The 23,858-nt window shown below is 52.7% G+C and carries 22 protein-coding genes; 20 read left to right on the forward strand and 2 right to left on the reverse strand.

Annotation, left to right across the window (positions count from 1 at the left end; all coding sequences use genetic code 11):
* Positions 1-343: 343 nt before the first annotated feature.
* Positions 344-1,849: a hypothetical protein gene (locus EVJ29_RS00005; RefSeq protein ID WP_131464350.1), complete on the reverse strand. Its 1,506-nt coding sequence runs from the start codon at positions 1,847-1,849 to the stop codon at positions 344-346.
* On the reverse strand, positions 1,846-3,534 hold the full coding sequence (locus tag EVJ29_RS00010; RefSeq protein WP_131504538.1) for a hypothetical protein: 1,689 nt from the start codon (positions 3,532-3,534) through the stop codon (positions 1,846-1,848). Before EVJ29_RS00010 ends, EVJ29_RS00005 begins: the two co-directional genes overlap by 4 nt.
* Positions 3,535-3,648: 114 nt before the next feature.
* Between EVJ29_RS00010 and EVJ29_RS00015 the strand changes: the two genes are divergently transcribed.
* The 20 genes from EVJ29_RS00015 to EVJ29_RS00110 all read left to right on the forward strand — a co-directional run bounded on the left by EVJ29_RS00015 (position 3,649) and on the right by EVJ29_RS00110 (position 23,837).
* Positions 3,649-4,830, forward strand: coding sequence for a transglutaminase domain-containing protein (locus EVJ29_RS00015; protein ID WP_131464344.1), 1,182 nt, complete (start codon positions 3,649-3,651; stop codon positions 4,828-4,830).
* Positions 4,831-5,141: 311 nt separating this feature from the next.
* Positions 5,142-5,972 (forward strand): hypothetical protein, encoded by an 831-nt coding sequence (locus EVJ29_RS00020; protein ID WP_131464340.1) that lies wholly within the window; start codon positions 5,142-5,144, stop codon positions 5,970-5,972.
* Positions 5,969-7,561 carry a hypothetical protein gene (locus tag EVJ29_RS00025; protein ID WP_131464337.1) on the forward strand — a complete coding sequence of 531 codons (1,593 nt, stop codon included), beginning with the start codon at positions 5,969-5,971 and terminating at the stop codon, positions 7,559-7,561. Before EVJ29_RS00020 ends, EVJ29_RS00025 begins: the two co-directional genes overlap by 4 nt.
* 135 nt (positions 7,562-7,696) lie before the next feature.
* Positions 7,697-8,173, forward strand: a complete 477-nt coding sequence (locus EVJ29_RS00030; RefSeq protein ID WP_131464334.1) for an Ig-like domain-containing protein — start codon at positions 7,697-7,699, stop codon at positions 8,171-8,173.
* Positions 8,174-8,503: 330 nt separating this feature from the next.
* Complete coding sequence (locus EVJ29_RS00035) at positions 8,504-8,707, forward strand: hypothetical protein (protein ID WP_131504539.1); 204 nt, start codon at positions 8,504-8,506, stop codon at positions 8,705-8,707.
* A gap of 84 nt (positions 8,708-8,791) precedes the next feature.
* Complete coding sequence (locus EVJ29_RS00040; RefSeq protein ID WP_131504540.1) at positions 8,792-9,247, forward strand: hypothetical protein; 456 nt, start codon at positions 8,792-8,794, stop codon at positions 9,245-9,247.
* Positions 9,248-9,454: 207 nt separating this feature from the next.
* Complete coding sequence (locus EVJ29_RS00045; RefSeq protein WP_131470129.1) at positions 9,455-10,213, forward strand: YveK family protein; 759 nt, start codon at positions 9,455-9,457, stop codon at positions 10,211-10,213.
* Positions 10,179-10,874, forward strand: coding sequence for a CpsD/CapB family tyrosine-protein kinase (locus tag EVJ29_RS00050; RefSeq protein WP_131504541.1), 696 nt, complete (start codon positions 10,179-10,181; stop codon positions 10,872-10,874). The genes EVJ29_RS00045 and EVJ29_RS00050 overlap by 35 nt, the downstream gene beginning before the upstream one ends.
* 10 nt (positions 10,875-10,884) lie before the next feature.
* Positions 10,885-12,102, forward strand: a complete 1,218-nt coding sequence (locus EVJ29_RS00055; RefSeq protein WP_201738968.1) for a glycosyltransferase — start codon at positions 10,885-10,887, stop codon at positions 12,100-12,102.
* On the forward strand, positions 12,099-13,025 hold the full coding sequence (locus tag EVJ29_RS00060) for a glycosyltransferase family 2 protein (RefSeq protein WP_131504543.1): 927 nt from the start codon (positions 12,099-12,101) through the stop codon (positions 13,023-13,025). The genes EVJ29_RS00055 and EVJ29_RS00060 overlap by 4 nt, the downstream gene beginning before the upstream one ends.
* A 15-nt stretch (positions 13,026-13,040) precedes the next feature.
* Entirely contained in the window at positions 13,041-14,090 is a 1,050-nt protein-coding gene (locus EVJ29_RS00065; RefSeq protein WP_131504544.1) for an EpsG family protein, read from the forward strand.
* 19 nt (positions 14,091-14,109) lie between these two features.
* A complete protein-coding gene (locus EVJ29_RS00070; protein ID WP_131504545.1) occupies positions 14,110-15,672 on the forward strand; it encodes an oligosaccharide flippase family protein in 1,563 nt (520 codons plus the stop codon).
* An 11-nt stretch (positions 15,673-15,683) separates the two neighbouring features.
* On the forward strand, positions 15,684-16,835 hold the full coding sequence (wecB, locus tag EVJ29_RS00075; protein ID WP_131464314.1) for a non-hydrolyzing UDP-N-acetylglucosamine 2-epimerase: 1,152 nt from the start codon (positions 15,684-15,686) through the stop codon (positions 16,833-16,835).
* A gap of 3 nt (positions 16,836-16,838) precedes the next feature.
* Positions 16,839-17,480 carry a sugar transferase gene (locus EVJ29_RS00080; protein ID WP_131464312.1) on the forward strand — a complete coding sequence of 214 codons (642 nt, stop codon included), beginning with the start codon at positions 16,839-16,841 and terminating at the stop codon, positions 17,478-17,480.
* A gap of 108 nt (positions 17,481-17,588) precedes the next feature.
* Complete coding sequence (locus EVJ29_RS00085; protein ID WP_131504546.1) at positions 17,589-18,632, forward strand: polysaccharide biosynthesis protein; 1,044 nt, start codon at positions 17,589-17,591, stop codon at positions 18,630-18,632.
* 10 nt (positions 18,633-18,642) lie between these two features.
* Positions 18,643-19,773, forward strand: coding sequence for a glycosyltransferase family 4 protein (locus EVJ29_RS00090; RefSeq protein WP_131464310.1), 1,131 nt, complete (start codon positions 18,643-18,645; stop codon positions 19,771-19,773).
* Positions 19,774-19,793: 20 nt separating this feature from the next.
* Entirely contained in the window at positions 19,794-21,053 is a 1,260-nt protein-coding gene (locus EVJ29_RS00095) for an ATP-grasp domain-containing protein (protein ID WP_131504547.1), read from the forward strand.
* The gene (locus tag EVJ29_RS00100) at positions 21,017-22,132 is read left to right on the forward strand and encodes a polysaccharide biosynthesis C-terminal domain-containing protein (RefSeq protein ID WP_131490131.1); all 1,116 of its coding nucleotides are present in this window, start codon (positions 21,017-21,019) and stop codon (positions 22,130-22,132) included. Before EVJ29_RS00095 ends, EVJ29_RS00100 begins: the two co-directional genes overlap by 37 nt.
* A gap of 12 nt (positions 22,133-22,144) precedes the next feature.
* Positions 22,145-23,125 carry a glycosyltransferase gene (locus tag EVJ29_RS00105; RefSeq protein ID WP_131504548.1) on the forward strand — a complete coding sequence of 327 codons (981 nt, stop codon included), beginning with the start codon at positions 22,145-22,147 and terminating at the stop codon, positions 23,123-23,125.
* 13 nt (positions 23,126-23,138) lie between these two features.
* The gene (locus EVJ29_RS00110; protein ID WP_236633330.1) at positions 23,139-23,837 is read left to right on the forward strand and encodes a WbqC family protein; all 699 of its coding nucleotides are present in this window, start codon (positions 23,139-23,141) and stop codon (positions 23,835-23,837) included.
* Positions 23,838-23,858 lie beyond the last annotated feature (21 nt).

Genomic DNA, 23,858 nt, shown 5'->3' on the forward strand with positions numbered 1-23,858 from the left:
TCTTCCAGCATACGTAGTGCACTCAGTTTTTGTTCAATCGAATGCCGACTTCTCGCCATAAAAAAACACTCCCCAATAGATAAACAGATTTGTTATTTCATCTGTCTACCTATTGGGGAGCATATCATGACAAGTTCGATGGTCTTTTGCGTTGCGCTTTTACAGTATATAGCTCATTCAACACTTCGGTCACTGTCGCACTAAATGAACGAAACGCAGGAGCATCGAGGAGCGACGTCATGGCTTCTTTCACAATGATTACGTTCGTCCAGTCGGAGACATCGGTCGAATTTTCTAGTTGTAAGGTGGTACGAGTAAGTAGGGAATAAGAGCTCTTTTATGATCAGTATTCGCCGCTGAGTTTCTTCCATTCCTGCTCCAAATGGGCGTCAACGGCTTTCCAGTCGTACACGTCTTTCCCGAGCACATGCTTGAGCTCTTGCATCGAGGCGAAGGCAAAACGGCTCCAAGCGACGTAATTTAGCCGTGTCGCAAACAGAATTGGGACATTTCCACTCCGTATATATGCATCCATTCCGTCGGTCAGGCACAAGGCCCCGTGACCAACGAGTAGCATTTTTCGAAGTGTCGGTTTGTTGCCGACAGGAATTGACTCCATCCATCCATTTTTGTGATAAAACAGACTCTTCAATCCCCAAAGCAGGCGGATGACGAGTTCGTTGAAGACGACCGGAACCGCCATCGCGACACCATGACGCGCATCATATCCGCTCTCGAACACTTTTGTCGAGAAGTCGGCAAATGAGAGTGTCTTGCCTTTATGGGAAACCTGTCCGAAGTCGGCGAATTGGAACAGTTCGAAAAACGGGAGCGGGATACCGGCGCCACGACGACCATCGTCATGTCCCCGGACACCACTCGATCCTGACACGTCTGATAAAAGGTGGCCGATCCAGTTAGCGAACCCGGCGAACAGTTTAGCCAACACGTTCCCACCTTGAAGCACTTGGGTCCCGTCTTCTTTTGGCTCGAGCCGAAGCAGTCGGCCGTCCGAGATGAAACTGGCCTTACCCGTAAATTGATCTAAAATCGAGAAGAACAAACCGATGATATCCGGCGCGTGGGCGAGCGATTTCAAGTGGTGGTCCGACGGCCGCATGTTGAGCGTTGTTGCGCCCATCTTTAAATCACTCGCATAGCGTGCGTCGTAGTTTACTTTAAACCGACGCTCTAAAAAACCGATGGCGCTCGCAATCGAGTCCGGTTGTTTCCGGAGTCGAGCCCCATTCTTTTTGTCTTGTTTCCAGACGAGGTTTGCGAACTTGATGACGACGTTGTCGACTTTTTCGTCCGACCATGCGCGCAATTTACTGTCGGATGGGGAACCGACAAAGAAGCTGTCAATCAAACCGGCGATAAGGCCACTGAAGGAGGCAATCATATAATCGTAGCGGTCACATTCCGCTTCCTTCAGCATGAACTCTTCTTTAAATGACATCGCCAAGTCGTGCCGCTGTCGCGTTGTGAGTAAATGGACGAATGGGTCATCAAGTCCCGTTACGTCATGCCTTGCGGCGTACGAATCGAGCTCGTTCAAATAAATGTCCCAGGAGACGCCCGAGACTTGAATCGGCTCGAGTTCGTCAAACATCGGGACGGCTAGCGGTGCAAGCGTTGTTGCCTCCGCTGAAAGAGACTGCCCGTTCATGAGCCGCATCATATCTTCAAACAAATCATCGAGGACAGCAGCCTGCGCATCCTGTGTATTTTCAAGTTGTGATAGATGCTTGTTTACTTCACCTAAGCGTTGCTCGGCCTGGGCGGCTTGATGCTGTTGGACGAGTAGCGCTTTCGCCTTGTCTACCATGTCTTGTTCGGACCGGTTCATCTGTCACCGAAGACGTTCTTGACGAGACGCTTCGCTCCACCCGTCACTTCAGCGAGACCGCCGCCTGTCATCTCGAAGTAACCGATCGCTTGGAATGACTCATGCAATTGTTCTAGTTCTTCGAGCGTGAGCGTCTCTTTCAAGACGAGCTCCTCTTCGTTACTGAACGTCATGTCATCCAATTGGATTGGTTCAGGCGTATAACACGTATAGATGTAATCGCGAATCTTTTGATATGTCGCTTTCGACGTCAACTCATCTAAGCGAACCGTACTCAGTTTTGACGGTAGTTGCGTCATGATTTGTTCTTTCTGCGAATGGGTTTGCTTACCGGCGCTGAATTGAGCACTTTGGCTGAGCATCTGTAGCATATTGGATAACTGATTGATTTTCTCCGAATTTTCATTCCCCTGTTGGATGGCGACAACGAGACGACTTGAAATCTCATTGATGTCTTCGAGCAAATAGTTGAGCGTCTGCTGAGTGTTCCGGATGATGGCTTGAAGCATATATTCCCGTTGCTTATTATTCTCGATATCTTTAATTCCTGTGATTTTCTTCAATCCCTGGTATGTCCCGACTCCGATGACGACCAACACCCCGATTCCGGTGAACATGCTCGAGAATCCAAGCAATCCGCCCATGCCGAGAGAAGCCAAACCAGACGTCAATCCGGCGGCGCTCAAGCCGACGACAGATCCTGATAAATAGATGGCCGTCAATGGGACTCCGACCGCGGCCGCTTTCGCCGCCAAGTCTTTCATCGACTTGGCAATCTCAGAGTCATTTTTCCGGAACGTCAAAATATCCTCATCGCTTTGGATAGCACTTGAGATAAGTTCGATTTCGTCTCTTGAAATCGACAGATCCTCTTTTAGTTGTTGGAGAAACGCATTCTCAAACCATGCTGAGAGTGGGCGTTTTAATTTGAACAGATAAAGTAAGTCTTTGAACAATGATTTCTCGACGATGGAGAAATCGATCGTCGTCGACAGGGCACGTAATTCTTCAATCAAGTCGGTCGTCGAAGTGTGAAGCGACGGGTTGCTCAAGTAGCTTCGAAGCTGCAATCGATACTCGGAACTGAGGTGAATCCGAGTGACGAGTGACATGAGTTCACTGTACTCTTTCGCATCGATTTGCTGGTCGTCGACAAATGTGAAGTTCGCCAAAAATTTTAAATATGTAAGCTTATACGTTTCCGGCAAGTCGGCGAGGGGGGTCACTTGCGAGACGTTGACGAGTTCGTCTTCTTTGTCTTTGAGCGCTGCGATGCCGTTTAATAACTCGACGACGCCTTCGACGTTATACGTCGCGAGCTTGTCGGTCATACTATAGTCGTATTGCTCGGTGTGCATGACGACATGAAGCTTCTCTTTCCGCTTGTCGTTTTTATATGTTACTTCTCGGTCCAAGTCGACACGTTGCAAATCTTTGTAGAGCACACAGATTGGCTTTTCAAGAAGCGGTTTGAAGTAGAAGCGGTCCCCTAAAAACAGCATGCCTTCTTTGCCGCTCTTAAAGAGAGTCGAATCGTACAAGACGACGACGTGTTCTGGAAGTGCATCTTGCGCATAAGTTTTAATGGCACCGTTCAATTTTTTGTCGGGTACGTTCGGGGCGATATGTGTTCCGTCACCGAGCACAGTTTGAGCGTACTCTTTCAAATATGTATTAATATTCATGTGGCAACACCTTCCATATATTGTTTATAGAGTTATTATATACTTATAGAGGTTTAAGAGTAGGGAAAATATTCTATTCGGTAGCATACATGAACGAGAGGAGAAACGAACGTCGTGAATGTCATCATATATACGTTGATCGTGTTATTAAGTGGGGGTATTACGATTCTCTTATTTCGTCAAGGGCGTGAAATGAGGATTGTCCATCGAGCATTAAAGCGTGAACTTCGTCCCATCCGAATCGAGTTGAAAACGTATGAGCATAACCCCGCTAAACAGTTTGAACTGCTCGATCCGGTGTACCGGAAAGTCGTGTTTCAAGTTCATCCTAAATTGAAGATGAAACGGACGCAGCTAGAACAGATGGTCAGCAATGAACTGAACAGATTGATTAAAAGCAAGCGGTCGGCACTTTGGTCGTCCATCGTCGTGACTGGACGCGGCGTTTTGACGATGACAATGCTCGGGGTCAGCTTCGTGAGCGGATACATGGTGTATATGGAAGGTAACATGACGGAAATTTTCGGCCCGAAACAGGTCGAGAGTCAATCCGCTACGATTTTAGGGGACACGTTCGAGTTACCGAATCAGATTGCTTCTCCCGAAGAGCTCGGCAGGGCAATCGCCTACCATATGAGCCAATTCGATGATTCATTCAGCATCCGTTATATCGGTAAAAGTCGTGACTTCGAGCAGACGATGGATGAAGCGTGGGATTGGCTCGAAGCGAACCATATTTATGTCTTCCGCTTGTCACGCGGAGGCGAGACAGAGTATCGGGATCACGGCGGGTATGTCGATTTGGATATGCGATTGGCCTACGATATGAACATCGAGGAAGCTAAGCAAATCGAAGCAAAAGTCGATCAAGTCGTCGAGGAGATGCCTAGCGGCTTGAACGATTATGAGAAAGTGAAATATGTGAATGACTTTGTCGTCTTGAATACAGCCTACAATTTAAAAAGTGCGGCCAGTCCTTATACGCCGTACTCAATTTTGTTCAACGGCGAGGGTGTGTGTGAAGGGTATGCTTTGACGACGTTACTGTTATTGGAAGCCGCCGGGGTAGAGGCGAAGTATATTTCCGGGGAAGCCGGGACCGAGTTGCATGCCTGGAATCTCGTGAAGTTGGACGGTGCTTGGTATCACTTGGATACAACCTGGAATGATCCCGTGCCGAACCGGCCGGGGGAGGTCGGGTATGATTACTTCTTAGTGTCTGATGCGACGCTTCAGAAAGACCATAAGTGGGAAGTGGGGGATTATCCGGCGACAGGGCGGGTCGACTTCCAATAAAAAACGTGCTTCACTCCATTTAATCGGAGCGAAGCACGTTTTCCTTATTTAGGTGTGACAGAAGAAGACATCGTCTCTTCAAACCGCGCCGATTCCATGGATATCCGAATTGATGTGCCCGTTCAAATAGACATGATGTGAGATAAATCAACCTTAATGTGTAATCCCTTTACTCGTGTGGTGCATTACTTCTTAAAATCATCTACCTTAAACATAAAAATACCAACCTATAGCATGTTAAATCCTTATAATAGGATAAGGCTATAATTTTTGTAATTATGTTCCTAATTAAAACATGGGGTGGTAGAAAAATGTTAAATCGACAGTTCCGAGATGATTCAATCGCAGAATATAAAAAATCTGAAATTGAATATGAAACAGCGAAAATTAGTGTAATGGACGAGTCAGAAAAATTATTTGGAAAACGAAAGTATTTAAAACTCATCATTGAAGGAAATTGGAATGTAATCCACAGATTAAAAAATCAACCGAGGGTCATGCAACTCGAAGTACAAAAAATTGAGCAAGGATTTAAAACATACGATACGTTTTTGATGGAAGTAGAGACTGCGATTGCAGCCAATCAAGAATTGCAAGATGCTTTAAAATCCGCGGTGAACGGTTTAAACAATGCAAACATTAGGACTACTGCGGCTGCCATTGCTACGACTTTCGGGATTGCCTCTCGTGGAACGATGAGTGGGAGTGTGGCTGCCGGTGCCTCTATAGCTTGGTTGGGGGGAAGTGTGTTCAGCAGTGGAAGTTTAGCCATAGGGAGTGGCCTTATCGGCTTAACTGGTCCCATTGGATGGGGGATTGTTTTCGCAACTGGTTTACTTCAAAATGGGAAAAATAAAAAGATGGGGCGAGAAGCACGAGAGAAGGCCACTGCATTGAAAAAGGAACGTGTGGCCCTAAAACAGAACGAAGCAGAGATTAAAGAATTAATCGATCTCACGAATCATTATTATGATGGTTTGCAACGCTTATTGAATGAAGTGAAACCCAAATTAAATACATACAGCTGGGACATGGAAAAGATTCAACAAGATCAAGATTTGTTAAAACGACTGGGAGTGTGGATGAATTCGTTAGAAAGTGCAACCGAGTTGTTGAATAAGAAAGTAGGTAAATCTAAATGAGCCAATTGTTCTCTGAATCCCTACACTCCAACTTTGAAATTGATTTGAACGAAACGTCCGGCTTAAAAGAATCCCATATCAAAATCTTATTAGAACAATATAAAGAGATTGCCATTACAAAAGTGATTCAAGAATTTGGGTTAAGCCCATTTATAGACGACTACAAACGAGGTGGCAATGTGACCACCTTGCATAATGCCAACGCGGGTGTGTTTTTAGATGATGACTTAAAAGAGCAATATTCTCGAGACTATTCAAAAAAAACGCGACAGGACATATACGAAAAAGATTTTAAAAAAATGAGAAAGCATGAATTTAAGCAAAACCAGACACTGGTAGATGACTACACGGGAAAAGAATTGCAAAAAGATGGGTCCAGTCATCGCGACCATATTGTGTCGGCCTCAGAGATTCATAAAAACAATGAAGCCCGTCTATATATGTCAGATGATGAACGAGGTAAAATGGCGGTCGATGAACAAAATTTGGCTTGGGCGAATGATCGTCTCAATAAATCAAAAGGCGATAAGGATTTAAAAGTATGGATGGATTCCCCTAACCCGAAAGATTCGAGCCAGACAAATCTAGACCGCTATGAAATAGACGAAGCAGCCGCGACGAAAAAATATGTTGAAGCGAAAAAGCATGTCAACTCTTCTGTTACTAAAGCAAAAAACACATATTACGTGAAAAAAATGGCTAAAACTGGGCTTGATCAAGGGGTACGTGTTGGATTTAAACAGGCGGTAGGATTATTTTTTTATGAGTTGCAACATAGTCTATTCAAAGAAATAAAAGTATTCTATAAAAATTTTAAACAATATACAGATTGGGAATCACGGACCGTGGCATTTAAACAAATGCTCGAGCGAGTGTTTGTCCATATGACTCAAAATGTGAAACGGTTTGCCACAACGTTCAAAGATGGCTTCATCGGTGGATTTATGGGGAATCTGTTGACCGTCTTCATTAATACATTTATGACGACTTCGAAAAAATTGGCTCGTTTGATTAATGATGGCGTAACGGGACTGTGGAGTGCGTTCAAATTGTTGACGAATCCGCCTCAAGGGATGGATTCGAAAACGGCGATGAAAGAAGCTACAAAGCTTGTAGTGGCGGCTTTGGCTACGACTGCCGGCGTATTATTGACGGAATCATTCGTGACGTATCTACAAACGACGCCGTTTGCAATGTTTGCTCACTTGATTGGTGGATTGATTGGCGGAATCCTGACTGGGATCGTCGTGGCCACGTTGATGTATGCGATTGATGAATTGGTCGCTTCGCTCTATAAATTGAACGAATTGATGGATACGTTCAAAGAGAGCTTATATACGAATACGGAGCAGGTGAAAGCCACATACGAGGCTGCCATCGCGATGATGAATGTGGAGTATCAGGCGGTGCTTCAAACCATCTTCAGACAATATGAGGAGTATCGACAGCTTTCGGCAATCGCCTTTGATGAAAACGAGCGAGTGAGCGTGCGTCTCGATGCGAGTGTCGAGTTGGCAGACTTACTCGACGTGCCGACGGATAATGTCATGCGCAACGCGGATGATGTAAGAAACTTCTTACGAAACTAACCTATTATTCATTTGTAGTAATAAAAAAAGGTGTCTCTCGTTTTAACTCAAAACAAGAGACGCTTTTTTTATTTTGTATGCAATGAAGAAGACATCGCTTCTTTAAACCGCGCCGTGATCTGTTGTGGACGCGTGATGGCTCCACCGCTCGCTACCGTCTCGACGTTGACGAACCGCTCGTCCCGTGTGTTCGGACGTGCGGAAGCCGGCTCGACAATCGTCGTTCATCACAATAAGAAACAATTGACTACGACCGCTTCGTCAGCAGGTGTCTACTCACTTAACTTGTCGCAGCTGACACGTGGTGATACCGTGTCAGTCCAAGCAATGGACGCGGCCGGAAACACGTCAAGTTCGATCAAACGGACCGTGCTCGGTGTCCAAGCGAAGCTCACGGCGACGGCCACACCGCGTGTCGTCAGCGGTAAAGGTGAGCCAGGTGCGTTCGTCCGCGTGTTCATCGGGACGAAGATGATTGGGAAGACCGTCAAAGTGGACGCCAAAGGAGCGTATCGCGTCGCCATCCCAGCACAAGCGAAAGGGAAATCACTTCTCGTGACACAACAAAAAACAGGGTATGTGAAACAGACGCAGACCGTCATCATCAAGTAGTCAGCACATAAGAATGGGGTCATTAGAAGAATTACACTTGAATGAAGTAAGATTTGAGACTTAAAATCGACGGAAATAGTAACTTATTTGTCACCTCAATTCCACTCCACTATTTAATTTCAACATGTGGTGATTTAGTATACTCTTCTCCTAAAGTAAAAACGCATTATCGACATAGCCTAATTTACACTCCGTCAAAGGAGCCGAATCGAAGCGGTTTTTCCCTATGACAGACTAAAAATGTGTAATGCGAACTCACCTAAAGTTTGCGATATACAACACAATTTTAAGCTTAGAAAAGAGGTGAATGAGCTCATGCTTTCTTTTTCAGTGAATGCGGAACAGACGTCAGTAGTTAAGTTTCAGCTTAACTCTGAAGTGAAGAATGCGTCTTACGCGGATGGAGTATTAGTCATCGAAACGGAGGATGGCAAACAAATTAAACTCAATGTAAATCAAGACGCATTGATTTTAAAATCTTCCCATCAATTCTCGGTTCAAAAACCTTACTTGTTTGAACTGGAAGAATTTTAAGAAAAGATCGGGCGAGTTTCTTATTTCGAAACTTGTGCCGAGCTTTTTACGTACATGGATATGTAATCCAAAGGAGGGACTCCCATGAAACGCGAACAACATATCCGTCGCCTCGTCGACTACGCACGGCAAGGCAAAGCAAAAGCGATTATGATCGGAGCCGGTTCCATCTTCCTGACGAGCATGCTCCTGCGAACGGTCGACCTCTCACAACCGCTCCTCATCGGACTCGGGTTTCTCGGCGTCGCCCCGCTGCTCGTGCGTGAATGGAAACTCGGGACAATCCGGAGTACATTCAACGATGACGCGACGTATCAACGGCTCATCCGCTTCCCGTTTTGGCTGACGCTGTTTGGCCTCCTTGTCTTGTACGCGTTGCTTGGGTGGTTTGAAACCGGCTCGCCGGGGACGTCGTTCTTTCTAGCGCTCGGTGTCCTGTTGCTTGGCATGTTCGGCCTTCAACGCGCCTTCGACCGCGTCATCTTAAAACTCGAACCCGACTATATCACCGACCGCGAACTGCATCGCGAACTGAACTGACCGACCGTCTCCTCGCGAGGCGGTCTTTTTTTAGGTCCAAGTTCCTAAAAAGACAAAGAACGAAACGGAACGGCAACATGACATGATGTTGCGAAAAAATGATAAATGATTCCCTCCGATTGTCAAGATGAACAGGGAAAGAACGTATTACGGTAGGCTCATGCCTTATTTCTGTCGTCCATTCTGTCTGTAGGGAGGGAAACATGTATGAATCAGCAAACGACGATCGTCGGTGATCTCGTCGAGGTACTTAAGAAAAGCAAGTGGTTACTCGTACCGTTCATCCTGCTCGGCGGGCTCGCTGCTTATTATGTGAGCACGGCGTTCATCCAACCGACGTACGAGGCCTCGACGCAAGTGCTCTTAGTGACCGAACAAGAAGGCGACCGCGTCGACAGCTCGGAAGTGCTCTCGTCGCTCTCGCTCGTCAATACGTACCGGGTCATCATGAAGAGCCCGGCCATCTTGAACGAAGTGACAGAGCGCGTCCCGAACGCGCCAGACCCGATCAGTGACGTGCTCACGGTCGAGAGTGAGGAAGAGTCACAAGTCATCAGCGTCGTCATCACCCATACGGACGCGGCGGTGGCGGCCGAGACGGCGAACGTCATCAGCGAAGTGTTCGCGGACGAGATCCCGGACTTGATGAACATCGACAACGTCCGCATCTTGTCGCCGGCTGAAGTGCCGCTCACCCCGATCTCACCAAACATCCTCGTCAATACAATAATCGGTATGTTCGTCGGCTTGTTCTTCGGCGGGCTGATCGGTCTCTTACGTTACGTGTTCGACAAACGGATTCAAAACGAACAAGAGGCGGAACGGCTGTTAGACCTTCCCGTTATCGGGTCGGTGCCGGTCATCGAACGGCGTGACATGAAACCGAAAAAAATAAAAACGAACACCCCTAAAGGGAAAGGAGAGGTCCCTCATGTTTCTGAGAAAAAAGAACGACAATCTTCCTGATTACGGGCAGCGTGATTTGATCACGCTCGCCAATCCGAAGTCGCCGATCTCGGAGCAGTATCGGACGATCCGGACGAACCTCGAGTTCACGTCGATCGGACAGAAGCTACAGATGATCAACGTCACATCGGCCTCGACCGGGGAAGGGAAGTCGACGACCGCGGCGAACCTCGCCGTCGTCTACGCGCAGCTCGGAAAGCGCGTCCTTCTCATCGACTGTGACCTTCGTAAACCGACGGCGCAGTTCACGTTCAACCTCTCGTCCCAAGCCGGGCTATCGACGATTCTCGTCGGACGGATCTTGCTCGAGCGGGCCATTCAAAAGACGGGCGTCGAGCGGTTGTCGCTCCTCACCGCCGGACCGATTCCGCCGAATCCGACCGAGCTCATCGCTTCTGACCAGATGGTCGAACTGCTCGACGAGGTGCGCCGGCAATACGATATCGTCATCCTCGACGCACCGCCGATGATGCAAGTGGCGGACGCCCGTCTGCTCGCAAAAATCGCCGACGGCACGATCCTTGTCATCAGCTGCGAGAATTCGGAGCGCCAACTCGTCGTGAAAGCGAAAGAACAGCTCGAGCGGACCGGGACGCATATGCTCGGCCTCGTCTTGAACAAGCGGAAGAGCGGACGGCATAAGTATTACGCGTACGAGTGAGGTGGCGACGATGAAAATTCTCCATATTAACGCGATCAACGACGTGAAGAGCACTGGACGAATCTGTAAAGAACTCGCATCTGTCCATCACGACTGCGGACACGAGACACGTGTCGCCCATTCGACGGGACTGGTCACCGAGGCGAGTTACGTCATCGGCGATCCTGTAGACGTGAAGTTGCACGCGCTGCATGCCCGGCTCACCGGACGGCAAGGCTACGGCTCGAAGCTCGCGACGGAGAATTTGGTCCGTGACATCGAGCGCTACGCCCCGGACGTCGTCCATCTCCATAACTTGCATGCCAACTACGTTCATCTCAGGACGTTGTTCGAATACTTGGCCACACGCGACATCCCGACCGTTTTGACGCTCCATGACTGCTGGTTCTTCACCGGCAAATGTACGCATTACACGACGGTCGGGTGCAACAAGTGGCAACACGGCTGCGGCGACTGCCCGCAACTTCGGGACGATATCCCGAGCTGGCTGTTCGACCGGACGAGCGAGATGCTCGACGACAAGCGTCGCTGGTTGACGGCGATTCCGCGTCTCGCCGTCGTCGGGGTCTCCGACTGGATCACGACCGAGGCGCGCTTTTCGTTCCTCCGACACGCTGCCGTATTGCGCCGGATTCATAACTGGGTCGACCTCGACGTGTTTCGTCCGGTCGACGCGACCGAGCTCCGGGCACGGCTTCAGTTGGCCGACAAGATGGTGCTGCTCGGTGTCGCGAGCACGTGGAGTGAGGCGAAAGGGCTCGGTGCCTTCCTCGACCTCGCGGCGGCACGTCCGAACGACGCATTTCTCTTGATCGGCCGGCTTGACGACACAGAGCTCCCGGACAACGTCATCCACGTCAACGAGACGAACGACGCCCGTGAGCTCGCCCGCTACTACGCGCTCGCCGACGTGTTCCTCAACTTATCCGAACAGGAGTCGTTCGGCAATGTCACGGTCGAGGCGATGGCGTGCGGGACGCCGGTGCTCGTCTTGGACGCAACCGCGAGCCCGGAACTCGTCACCGATCAAACGGGTGTCGTCGTCGCGACACGGGGACTCGCTGATTTGAATTACGGGATCGAGCGCATCTTTGCCCGTGGCAAACGGTCGTACAAAGACGCGTGCGTCACCCATGCCCGGACGAATTTTGCGCTCCGTGACCGCGCCATCGACTACTTGGACGTCTATGCGGCGCTCCGACACGAGAAAGTGAGGAATATTCTATGAAACCACTCGTCTCGATCATCATCCCGGTGTACAACGGGAGCAACTATTTGGCCGAATGTATCGACAGCGCCCTGGCCCAGACGTATACGCACATCGAAATCATCGTCGTCAACGACGGCTCGACCGACGGAGGGAAGACGGCCGCCGTCGCCAAAACCTACGGCGACCGGATCCGTTACATCGAGCAAGTGAACGGCGGCGTCTCGAGCGCGCTCAACCGTGGGATCGACGAGATGCGCGGTGACTTCTTCTCTTGGCTCAGCCACGACGACTTGTACGCCCCGCGGAAAATCGAGGCGCAGCTCGAGACGCTCGAGCGGGAAAGACTCGACCCGTCGCGGACGATCCTCGTCACCGGCACCCGCTTCATCGACGAACACGGGGCCCCGATCCGACGTTACCAGCGCAAGTTCACCGGGTTGTATGAAGCGGGTGATATGTTCCGTCACTTGATGTTGACGTCGAGCCTGAACGGTTGTGCGCTCCTCATCCCGCGCGCGGCGTTCGCAGCGCGGCGCTTCTCGGAGGATGACCGGTTCATCCAAGATTGGATATGTTGGATCGGGCTCGCGCTTGAAGGGTTTGACTACTATTTGACGGATGAGCCGCTCGTTCTGTCCCGGATTCACGGGGCCCAACAGACGAAAAAGATTGCCCACCGCGCCGAAATCGAGTCGGACCGCTATCTCAGCCAGTTACTCCTTGACGTCGAGCGCCGTCCGGACGCGGGTACGCTCATCCCGATCATCTTGCGCCATACGTTCAAAGAAGACGCGGCGGCGGTGCGTGAAGCGTATCTCGCGACCCGGGACGTGCGTGACTATTTCAGTCCGTTCGAACATGGGCGTCTGCGGTTCAACGGACTTTTGATCTCGAACTTGCTGTCGCTCTATCGGGGCGTCACGAACCTCATCTATCGTTAGAAAAGAGGCGACCTCATGACCATCTATCTCGTCAACATCGCACTGCTCGTCCTCTGGGCGATGCTGCTCATGCGTTCTGACACGACTTACAGGCGCGGTTGGTTCGTGACGTTCGCGACCGTCCAGTGGGTCGTCTTGTCGGGATTTCGTCACATCTCGGTCGGGGACGACACGGCGCAATACGGAGCGCTGTTCCTTGCGACGAAACCGTTGCCGCTCGAAGCGCTGACGCAGGACTTCTTTACCATCGTCTTCACAGAGAGCGAGGACCCGGGCTATTATTTGTTCCAACGGCTCACCCAGTTCGTCATCTCGGACTATCAACTGTATCTCGTCTTGATCGCCGTCATCTTCATGGTGCCGCTCGGTTACTTCATCTATAAATATTCGAGCGAGCCGCTCATCAGCTTTTTACTCTTCTCGGTCCTGTTTTATGAATTTTTCGCCGTGACGGGGTTACGCCAGACGGTGGCGACGGCGCTCGTCGTCCTCATCGGTTATCACTTCGTCAGGGCCCGCAAGCTCCTACTGTTTCTCGTCCTCGTGTTCGTCGCCATGACAATCCATAAGTCGGCGCTCGTGTTCTTGCCGTTTTATTTCTTGGCGAACCGGCAACTGACGAAAGCGTACATTCTCGGCATGCTCGGCTTCATCGCCGCCTTGTTCGTGTTTCGGGGCCCGTTCTTTGAGATGTTGGTGACGTTATCTGGCTACGACACGTATGATTACATGGCCGGTGCGGGTGCGATCAACTTCAGCGTCATGCTCCTGTTCGTCCTGTTCGTCGCCTTATGGCGGCGCGACGAGATTTTGGCGAACAACCCTTCGGCGACGCATTACTTTAACGCGTTGTTCCTCGCGGCATGTTTCTTGCCGCTCACGTTCATCAACCCGTCGATGATGCGGCTTGTCCAGTACTTCACGCTGTTCTTGATTCTGATGATCCCGGAGATCCTCAAGACGTTCGAGCGGCGCGAACGATTGCTCGTCTATTACGCGGCGGTGACGCTTTTAGTCTTGTTGTTCCTGCAGGACGCACCGGTGTATACGTTCTTCTGGCAGTAAGGAAGAGAGGTGGAAACACATGTCGACACGCGTCGAGCCCGATGAGGCCGCGAGCACGCGCAAAATCAAATACGGGGCAGCGATGTCGTATACGCAAATCTTTTTCGGCATCTTGTCCGGATTGATCTATACGCCGTGGATGATCCAGGAGATCGGTCAGGCGAACTACGGGCTCTACATGCTCACCATCTCGCTGATCAGCATGTTCGCGATGGACTTCGGGCTCGACGCGGCCGTATCCCGGTTCATGAGCAAATACATGGCCGAAGGGGACGAGGATAAGGCGGCACGCTTCCTCGGCGTCGCCTATAAACTGTTCACCGTCATCGGCTTCGTCTTGTTCGTCATCCTCGCGGTCGTCTATTTCTTCCTCGACTCGGTATACGCGGGGCTGACCGCGGCCGAGCTCGACAAGTTGAAAGTCCTGTACGTCGTCGCCGGTCTGTTCATCGTCATGTCATTCCCGGCGAAACCGTTCACGGGCATCCTTTTCTCACATGAGTACTTCTTGTTCTCGAGCGCGCTCCAGTTAACAGAAAAGATCGCGACCGTCGTCCTCATGGTGACGGCGCTCCTTCTCGGCTACGGGCTGTATGCGCTCGTCCTCGTCACCGCGTTCGTCGGCACGCTCGTGCTCATCATCGAATACATCTTTATCCACCGGAAGACGACGGTCCGCGCGAACTTCCGTGAACGCGACAAAGGAATTTATAAAGACATCTTCGGCTTCATGACATGGAGCACGGTCACGCTCGTCGCCCAGCGCTTCATCCTCAACATCACGCCGAGCCTGCTCGGGATGCTCGCCGGCAGTGCCTCGATCGCCTTGTTCTCGGTCGGGATGGTCATCGAAGGGTACGTCTGGACGATCGCGTCGGCGCTCGGTTTCTTGTTCTTGCCGAAAGTGAGCCGGATGCTCACGCGTGACGACAGGGGAGGAATCGCCGTCTTGTTCGTCCGGATCGGTCGCATCCAGCTCTACATCGTCGGATTGATCGTCCTGTCGTTCTTCGTCCTCGGACAAGAGTTCATGCGGCTCTGGGTCGGCGAGGCGTTTCACGATTCGTATTACGTCGCGCTCCTCCTCATCGCCCCGAGCCTCATCACATTGACACAAGACATCGGCAACACAACGCTCATCGCCGAGAACAAAGTGAAATATCGGGCGTATGGCGCACTCATCGTCGCCTGTATCAGCATCACGTTATCTCCGCTCCTCATCCCGATTTACGGGCCGATCGGGGCGGCTGTCGCCATCTGTATCGGCAATGTCGTCGGGCTCGTCTTCTACATGAACTTCGTCTACAGCCGCATCCTCAAACTCGACATCGTCCTGTTTTTCCGGTCATGCCACGTGAGGATTCTTCCGGCGCTCGCGCTCTATACGGTCATCGGCTGGGGCATCCAACAGCTGTTCCCGGCGTCGAACCTGTTCACCTTCGCCTTGAAAGGGGGCGTGCTCGTCGTCCTCTATGGCATCATCATGTGGTTCCTCGCGTTTGATGACAGCGAGAAAGCACTCGTCCATCAAGTGTTTGCCCAAGTGAAGATCCGCATCCTATCCATCCACCATACTTCTTAGGAGGGAACGTTATGAATCGACTCAAAGTGATGACCATCGTCGGCACGCGCCCGGAAATCATCCGTCTCTCGGCCGTCATCGCCAAGCTCGAGGCGTCGGAGGCGATCGAACACATCCTCGTCCACACCGGACAAAACTACGACTACGAGTTGAATGAGATCTTTTTCGAAGACTTCGGTCTGCGCACACCGGACTACATCCTCGACGCCTCCGCGGACGGGCCGATGGCGACGATCGGCAACATCTTGATCGCGGTCGATCCGGTGCTCAAGGCGGAACGACCGGACGCCGTCCTCATTCTCGGCGATACGAACAGCTGCCTCGCCGCCATCGCCGTCAAACGCCATAAAATCCCGATCTTCCACATGGAGGCAGGGAACCGCTGCTTTGACGAACGTGTGCCGGAAGAGACGAACCGCCGCATCGTCGACCATATCGCTGATGTCAATTTGACGTACAGCGACATCGCCCGCGAGTATCTTCTAAAAGAAGGGCTCCCGTCCGACCGCGTCATCAAGACGGGCAGCCCGATGTTCGAGGTGCTCACGCGCCAACGAGACAAAATCGACCGCTCGGACGTGCTCGACCGGCTCGGTCTGACGGCAGGCGGCTACTTCGTCGTCTCCGCGCATCGGGACGAGAACATTAGTGCGGATGAGAACTTCTTCGACCTCGTCGACACGTTGAATGCGATCGCCGAGACGTACGACCTCCCGCTCATCATCAGCACGCACCCGCGCACCGCCAACCGGATTCGCGAGACCGGGGTGACGCTGCACCCGAATATCCGCACGCTCAAGCCGCTCGGGTTCAGCGATTACGTCCACTTGCAACTTCATGCGAAAGCGGTACTCAGTGACAGCGGGACGATCAGCGAGGAGAGCTCGATCCTCGGGCTGAAGGGCTTAAACATCCGCCAAGCGCACGAACGGCCCGAGGCGATGGAAGAAGGGGCGGCGATGATGGTCGGCTTGAAACGCGACCGCGTCCTCCAGGCGCTCCGCGTGTTAGAGGAGACGGATACGCCGATGCGACTCGTTTCCGACTACGCGATGCCGAACGTGTCCGATAAAGTGCTCCGCATCTTGTTGTCGTACACGGATTATGTGATGCGCGAAGTGTGGAAACAGACTCCGGGGAGTCCGCTCAAGAAGGAGGTGTGAGGGATGCGCTATTTGAATCAAAAGCGGAAACTCGACATCGTCTTGAGTTCGCTCGCACTATTTTTGCTCGCACCGTTGCTCGTGTTGATCGCGATTTTGATCAAACTCGACTCGAAAGGACCGGTCCTGTTCAAACAGCAGCGCGTCGGTCAGGACGAGACGTTGTTTTGGATCTATAAGTTCCGGACGATGCGGGACGACACGCCGAAAGACGTGCCGACCCACCTGTTCGCCGACCCGACGAAACACATCACGCCGATCGGTAGCGTCCTCAGGAAGACGAGCCTCGACGAACTCCCGCAACTCGTCAACATTTTAAAAGGCGACATGGCGCTCGTCGGTCCGCGACCGGCGCTGTGGAATCAGACCGATCTGATTGAGGCGAGACGCGCAGAAGGCGTCGCCCCGGTCAAACCAGGCCTGACCGGGTGGGCGCAAGTGAAAGGACGCGATGAGCTCCCGATCGAGGTGAAGGCGAAGTTTGACGGGGATTACGTCCGGCACATGGGTCACCGTCTCGACCTCGTCTGTATCTTGTTGACGGTCCGAAACGTCCTCCTGCGCAAAGGCATCATCGAAGGGCAGGTCGAACCGCCGACCGTCCCGTTGAAAGAAAAAGAGATGACACATGTTGCGAAAAAATGATAAGGGTTTCCCTTCTATTACCAATTCATTTCAAATTTGGCGGGTAAAAGACTTCATACACAACCTCCTGACCTCTTAGACAATGCAGATTAGAAAGGAGACTCGATCATGTTTTCGAATAAGACTTTGCTCATCACCGGCGGGACCGGCTCGTTCGGCAACGCCGTCATGAAACGGTTCCTCCATACGGACATTAAAGAGATCCGTATCTTCTCGCGCGACGAGAAAAAACAAGAAGACATCCGCAAGCGCTACAACGATGACAAACTGAAATTTTACATCGGTGACGTGCGCGATTCGAATAGCGTCAAGAACGCGATGTACGGCGTCGATTACGTGTTCCACGCCGCGGCGCTCAAACAAGTCCCCTCGTGCGAATTTTTCCCGATCGAAGCCGTCAAGACGAACATCCTTGGCACCGAGAACGTCTTGAACGCTGCCGTCGACGCGGGTGTCGCGAAAGTGATCTGCCTGTCGACCGATAAGGCGGCCTATCCGATCAACGCGATGGGCATCTCGAAAGCGATGATGGAAAAAGTGTTCGTCGCCAAGGCACGCGCCGTCGGTCCGGACAAGACGCTCATCTGCGGCACCCGTTACGGTAACGTCATGGCGTCCCGCGGCTCGGTCATCCCGCTCTTCGTCGAACAGATCAAAAACGGGGAACCGCTCACCGTGACCGACCCGCTCATGACCCGGTTCTTGATGAGTCTCAGTGACGCGGTCGAGCTCGTCGTCTTCGCCTTCAATTATGCGCACGCGGGCGACATCATGGTCCAAAAGTCACCGGCTTCGACGATTGGTGACCTCGCCGAGGCGCTCAAACAATTGTTCCAAGTCGACAATCCGGTCAAAGTCATCGGCACCCGGCACGGCGAGAAGACGTTCGAGACGCTCATGACACGTGAAGAACATGTCCTCGCCGAAGATATGGGCGGTTTCTTCCGTGTCCCGGCTGACAACCGTGACCTCAACTACGACAAATATTTCAGTGAAGGCAGCAGGGAGCTGACGGTCCAAGGCGAGTACAACTCGAACAACACCGAACAGCTCGGCGTCGAAGACGTGAAACGGCTGCTGTTGACGCTGCCCTACATTCAAGCAGAACTCGCAGCTTGGCACGTGCCGAGCTCGACGAAGCGGATCGGGTGAGGTGAATCTGATGAAACAACGACTCGTCTTCATCACGAACATCGCCGCCCCGTATCAAGTCAAATTCTGCTACGCGCTCCAAGAACATTTCGATACCGAGTTTTGGTTTTATGACCAATTGACCGCCCGACGTCCCGACTGGTGGAAAGTCCCGCTCGGCGACCGCTGTAAAGTGCTCAAAAGCAACTACTTCGCCGGACCATTGAACTATGTGTCACTCCAAGTGTTCCAAGAACTTGCCCGCTTCAAACCGGACATCATTCTCGTCGCCGGCTTCACACCGCTGCACTCGCTCATCTTGAAGCTCGCGAAACGGAAAGGCAGCAAAGTCGTCGTCTTGAGCGAGCCGATCCGCGACGTGTCGGGTGAGGATAACGCCTCGGACAAGCTGCTCGAACAAGCGAACGCGAAGTGGAAGACGCGGATCATCCACACGATGTTCCGTGACGCCGACCTGATCTTCGGAATGGGGCAGGTCGCCCGCGACCAATTCGTCCGCGAGTTCGGATTCATGGAAGAACAAGTCGTCAACGCCCCGTACCCGATCGATATCGACGCCTATTTCGACCATCCGCTCCGCGTGAAGCGCCGAGGTGACCCGGTCCGGATCTTGTTCGCGAACCGGCTCATCGACCGCTACCAACCGCTCGTCGCCCTAGAAGCGTACCGGGCCTTGAAACGAGACTATCCGAACCTGTCGCTCGCGTTGAACCGGGACGGACACTTGTACGAGGCGTGTCGTGACTACATCAAGGAGCATGACCTCGAAGGTGTGACGTTCTTGGATGAAATCGACGCCTGGGACAATATGCATCTCGTCTATCGTGACTCGGACATCTTAGTCTTGCCGGCGACCTATTCGAACGGCAACTTGACGATCATCGAGGCGTGCGCGTCCGGAATGGGCGTCGTCGTCAGCCGTCAAGTCGACAACGTCTCGGGGCATTTGACGGAAGGGGAGAACTGTTTCAAATGTGAGCCGACCGCTGCGTCGCTCGAGGCGTCGCTCCGGAACTACCTGGAAGCACCGGAACGGCTCGCGCCGCATGGCGCCCTGTCAAAACAAAGCGTCGAGAATCGTCGCAACCGTGCGACCGCTGCGACGTATCGCCAACTGTTCACGCAAGCACACATCATTTGACGCCAAAGGAGACCAACGACATGGTGAAGCTCATGCTGTTAGGAGGAGCGATGCATCAAACGCCCGTCATTTTAAAGGCGAAAGAGAAAGGGATCTTCACGATTCTGTGCGATTTCTTGCCGGACAATCCGGGGCGAACCGTCGCTGACCGCTATTATTGCGTCAGTACGCTCGACCGCGAACGCGTGCTCGAAGTGGCGCGCGAGGAACAGATTGACGGGATCATCGCTTACGCGTCAGACCCGGCCGCTCGCACTGCGGCTTATGTCGGCGAAGCGCTCGGACTCGTCACGAACCCGTTCCAGACGGTCGAGACGTTGACGAATAAGGTCAAGTTCCGCGCCTTCTTGAAAGCGAACGGCTTCCCGACACCTGAAGCGTACGCCTTCACCGAATTCGAAACGGCCGTTTCGGCACTGTCGACGCTGCGTGGGACGTACGTCGTCAAACCAGCCGACTCGTCGGGCAGCAAAGGGATCAGCCGCATCACCTCATCGGATACGCCCAGGAGGATTCGCGAGAAGCTAGCCGCAGCCTTCGAGGTGTCACCGGGCGGAGAGATCGTCGTCGAGCAGTTCATCAAACGTGATGGCTATCAAGTCGCCGGAGACGGGTTCGTCGTCGATGGAAAACTCGTCTTTCGCTGTTTCGGCAACAGCCATTTCAACGTGAAAGGCGTCAACCCGTTCGCGCCCATCGGTGCGAGCTTCCCGAGCGTCCAACCGGACCGCGTCCAAGCGAAAGTCCACGTCACGCTTCAACGCATGATCACGAAAGTCGGGCTGAAGAACGGTCCGCTCAACTTCGACATTTTCGTCAGTAAAGGTGACGTCTACTTGATGGACATCGGCCCCCGTAACGGCGGCAACTATATCCCGCAGATCATCGAACAGGCGACCGGTGTCGACATGGTGAGCGCGACGATCGACCTCGCGCTCGGACGACCGGTCGAACTGGAAATGAAACATGTCACGACGCCGTCGAGTTACTTCATTCTCGGCAGCCAGATCCCAGGCCGTTTTATCGGACTCACGTTCGCATCCAAAGGGTACACGATCGTCAAATCGAATTTGGCCTACGCGATCGGTGCGGATATTCCGTGCTTCGAAGGGGCGAACAAATCGCTCGGCAGCCTCATCCTTCGGTTTGAAGACGTGCCGACGATGCTCCGCTTGCTCGATCATCCGGACAAATGGGTGACGCTTCACGTCACGCCGGCTACTCAACGGAAGGAGGAATCATCATGGACATCGTCGTCACCGGAGCAAACGGCTTTTTAGGAAAACACCTCACGCACGCACTTGAACAGGATGGGCACAACGTCCTTAAAGTCACGCGGGAGACACACTTCGCTGAACGGAGCCGGATGCTCCGAGCGGCCGACTTCGTCTTCCATCTCGCCGGCATCAACCGGCCGGAAGACCCGCACGAATTCATCACCGGGAATGTCGATTTGACCGAGGTCATCGCGACGGAGCTGTTGTCATACAACCCGGTCCCGATCGTGTTCGCCTCGTCGATTCAGGCGACGCAAGACAACGATTACGGCCGCAGCAAGCGTGACGCGGAAAACGTGCTCGTCGTCTACAGTGAACGCTCGGAGACGCGGGTCCACTTGTTCCGCTTGCCGAACGTGTTCGGGAAGTGGGGGCGCCCGTTTTATAACAGCGCCGTCACGACGTTCTGTCATCAGATCGCGCGCGGCGAGACGGTCACGGTGAACGACCCGGACCGATTGCTCACACTCGCCCACGTCGATGATGTCGTCGCCTCGTTTCTTGACACGTTGACGACGGACGTCTCGCTCTATCCGACCGTCCCGGCGCATGAGATCTCCCTGCTCGACGTCGTCCGTACGCTCGAGGCGTTCGAGACGATGCGGGCGGCGCACAGCGTACCGGACTTGTCGGACGCGTTCACGAAACAGCTGTATAGCACGTACACGAGTTACTTGCCGAGAGAGCGGATGGTGACTCCGCTCCTGATGCACCGCGACGCGCGCGGCTCGTTCACCGAGTTCTTGAAGACGCCGGACCGGGGGCAAGTGTCCGTCAACGTCGCCAAGCCCGGCATCAAAAAAGGGGAACATTGGCACGACACGAAGCATGAGCAATTCCTCGTCGTCAGCGGAGAAGGCGTCATCCGGCTCCGATTGGTCGACGACACGGAAGTCATGACGTTCCATGTGAGCGGGGAAACGCTCGAAGTCGTCGAGATCCCACCTGGATACGTCCACAATATCGAGAACGTCGGCACGACCGACCTCGTCACCATCATGTGGGTGAACGAACCGTTCGACCCGGGCCAGCCCGACACGTACGCCGATACCGTCGCCCGAGCTGAAACCGAAGTGCTGTGAGGAGGAAACGCGATGATCATGGTCAGTATCAACTGCATCACTTATAACCATGAGGCGTATATCGGTCAGACGATCGAAGGATTCCTCATGCAGGAGACGGATTTCGACTTCGAGATCCTGATCCATGAGGATGCGTCGACGGACCGGACAGCCGAGATCGTCCGGGGTTACGAACGCATTCATCCCGACAAGATCCGGGTCATTTATCAGACGGAGAACCAGTACTCAAAAGGCGTGTTCGTCAACTTGTTGAACGAAGAGCGGGCCCGCGGCAAATACGTCGCCCTCTGTGACGGTGACGACTACTGGATCGACCCGCACAAGCTGCAAAAGCAAGTCGACTACATGGAAGCAAATCCCGACTGCACGCTTTGCTTCCACGACGCCTACGTCGAGACGGACGACACGTTGCATACGGATTGGCGCGTCATTCCATGGATGCCTGAGAACCGGAAGTATGCGTCGTTTGAAGCGCGGACGTACAACGCCGGTGAGCTGCAACTGCTCGGGTTCATCCCGACGATGTCGATGTTGTACCGAAACGGACTGATCATGGACGGGCCGGACTGGTTGAGCGATGCGCCGGCAAAAGACGGGGCGATGAAACTGTACGTCGCGAGTCATGGCTACGCCTACTATATGCCCGAGGTGATGAGCGTCTATCGATATGGCGTCGCAGGATCGGCGACGACGATCTGGAACGAAGGGAACCTCGAGCGGGATATCGCGCGTCACGAGGCGTTCATCCGCTTCATCGATACGTTCGATGCGTATTCAAACGGACAGTATCATCAGGAGATGGAACTTTCCCGCATCTCGTTCGAGGTCGGGCTGCACCGGCTGAGACGAGACTATGCCGCTTTAAAGTCACCACGATACGACCGTTACCTTGACCGTTTCGTCGGGAAAGAGCGGATTCGTCCTTACTTGATGGTGCGGCATCCGATCGTCACCGAACTGTTGATTCGGCTTCGGTCGCGGCAGCTGATATAAGGGGGTCGTAAACTTGAAACTGGCAATCATGCAACCTTACTATTTTCCATACCTCGGCTACTTCCAACTCATGGCCGCGGTCGACACGTTCGTCATCCTTGACGATGTCCAGTTCATTAAAGGGGGCTGGATCCATCGCAACACAATCCTGCTCGAGGGTAAAACGAAACCGATTCTCATGCCGGTCGAGCACATGTCCCAACTGCGTTTGATCAATGAGCATGACCGTGTGCTTGATTCGAAGCAGCGGCACTCCCAGTTACGTCTCATCCGTCACGCCTATCAGCGTGCGCCTCACTTTGACGACGTCATGCCGATGGTCGAGCGGATCATGAAAGACGAGGAGCGGAACGTCGCCGCTTACTTAGGGAGTCTCTTGAGTGAGGTGCGTGACTACGTCGGACTCGACACATCAATCGTCTATTCGTCGGAGCTCACGAACGACAAAAATACGAAGTGTGAGCATCTCGTTTTATCCATCTGTGAACATTTAGATGCGGACCATTACATCAACGCGATCGGGGGCACGGCCTTATACGATAAAGCGATGTTCGCCGAAGCCGGGGTCGTGCTCGACTTCATTAAGATGGACCCGGTCACATACCGGCAATTCAATGAACCGTTCACACCGAACTTGTCGATCATCGATGTGCTCATGTTCAACTCGAAACCGAAAGTCCGCGAGCTGTTGAACGCCTACACGCTAACTTGACTTAATAGAAGGAGAGGGACT

The organism is Exiguobacterium sp. SH4S7 (genome assembly GCF_004336795.1).
Classification (GTDB): Bacteria; Bacillota; Bacilli; order Exiguobacteriales; family Exiguobacteriaceae; genus Exiguobacterium; species Exiguobacterium aurantiacum_A.

Bases quoted from the DNA above. Each gene is read 5' to 3' on its own strand.
- EVJ29_RS00065 (WP_131504544.1), top strand. From the start codon at position 13,041: ATGACCATCTATCTCGTCAACATCGCACTGCTCGTCCTCTGGGCGATG.
- EVJ29_RS00100 (WP_131490131.1), top strand. From the start codon at position 21,017: ATGGACATCGTCGTCACCGGAGCAAACGGCTTTTTAGGAAAACACCTC.
- EVJ29_RS00005 (WP_131464350.1), bottom strand. From the start codon at position 1,849: ATGAACCGGTCCGAACAAGACATGGTAGACAAGGCGAAAGCGCTACTC.
- EVJ29_RS00060 (WP_131504543.1), top strand. From the start codon at position 12,099: ATGAAACCACTCGTCTCGATCATCATCCCGGTGTACAACGGGAGCAAC.
- EVJ29_RS00085 (WP_131504546.1), top strand. From the start codon at position 17,589: ATGTTTTCGAATAAGACTTTGCTCATCACCGGCGGGACCGGCTCGTTC.
- EVJ29_RS00055 (WP_201738968.1), top strand. From the start codon at position 10,885: ATGAAAATTCTCCATATTAACGCGATCAACGACGTGAAGAGCACTGGA.
- EVJ29_RS00040 (WP_131504540.1), top strand. From the start codon at position 8,792: ATGAAACGCGAACAACATATCCGTCGCCTCGTCGACTACGCACGGCAA.
- EVJ29_RS00080 (WP_131464312.1), top strand. From the start codon at position 16,839: ATGCGCTATTTGAATCAAAAGCGGAAACTCGACATCGTCTTGAGTTCG.
- EVJ29_RS00090 (WP_131464310.1), top strand. From the start codon at position 18,643: ATGAAACAACGACTCGTCTTCATCACGAACATCGCCGCCCCGTATCAA.
- EVJ29_RS00095 (WP_131504547.1), top strand. From the start codon at position 19,794: ATGGTGAAGCTCATGCTGTTAGGAGGAGCGATGCATCAAACGCCCGTC.
- EVJ29_RS00020 (WP_131464340.1), top strand. From the start codon at position 5,142: ATGTTAAATCGACAGTTCCGAGATGATTCAATCGCAGAATATAAAAAA.
- EVJ29_RS00030 (WP_131464334.1), top strand. From the start codon at position 7,697: ATGGCTCCACCGCTCGCTACCGTCTCGACGTTGACGAACCGCTCGTCC.
- EVJ29_RS00050 (WP_131504541.1), top strand. From the start codon at position 10,179: ATGTTTCTGAGAAAAAAGAACGACAATCTTCCTGATTACGGGCAGCGT.
- EVJ29_RS00105 (WP_131504548.1), top strand. From the start codon at position 22,145: ATGATCATGGTCAGTATCAACTGCATCACTTATAACCATGAGGCGTAT.
- EVJ29_RS00070 (WP_131504545.1), top strand. From the start codon at position 14,110: ATGTCGACACGCGTCGAGCCCGATGAGGCCGCGAGCACGCGCAAAATC.
- wecB (WP_131464314.1), top strand. From the start codon at position 15,684: ATGAATCGACTCAAAGTGATGACCATCGTCGGCACGCGCCCGGAAATC.
- EVJ29_RS00025 (WP_131464337.1), top strand. From the start codon at position 5,969: ATGAGCCAATTGTTCTCTGAATCCCTACACTCCAACTTTGAAATTGAT.
- EVJ29_RS00045 (WP_131470129.1), top strand. From the start codon at position 9,455: ATGAATCAGCAAACGACGATCGTCGGTGATCTCGTCGAGGTACTTAAG.
- EVJ29_RS00010 (WP_131504538.1), bottom strand. From the start codon at position 3,534: ATGAATATTAATACATATTTGAAAGAGTACGCTCAAACTGTGCTCGGT.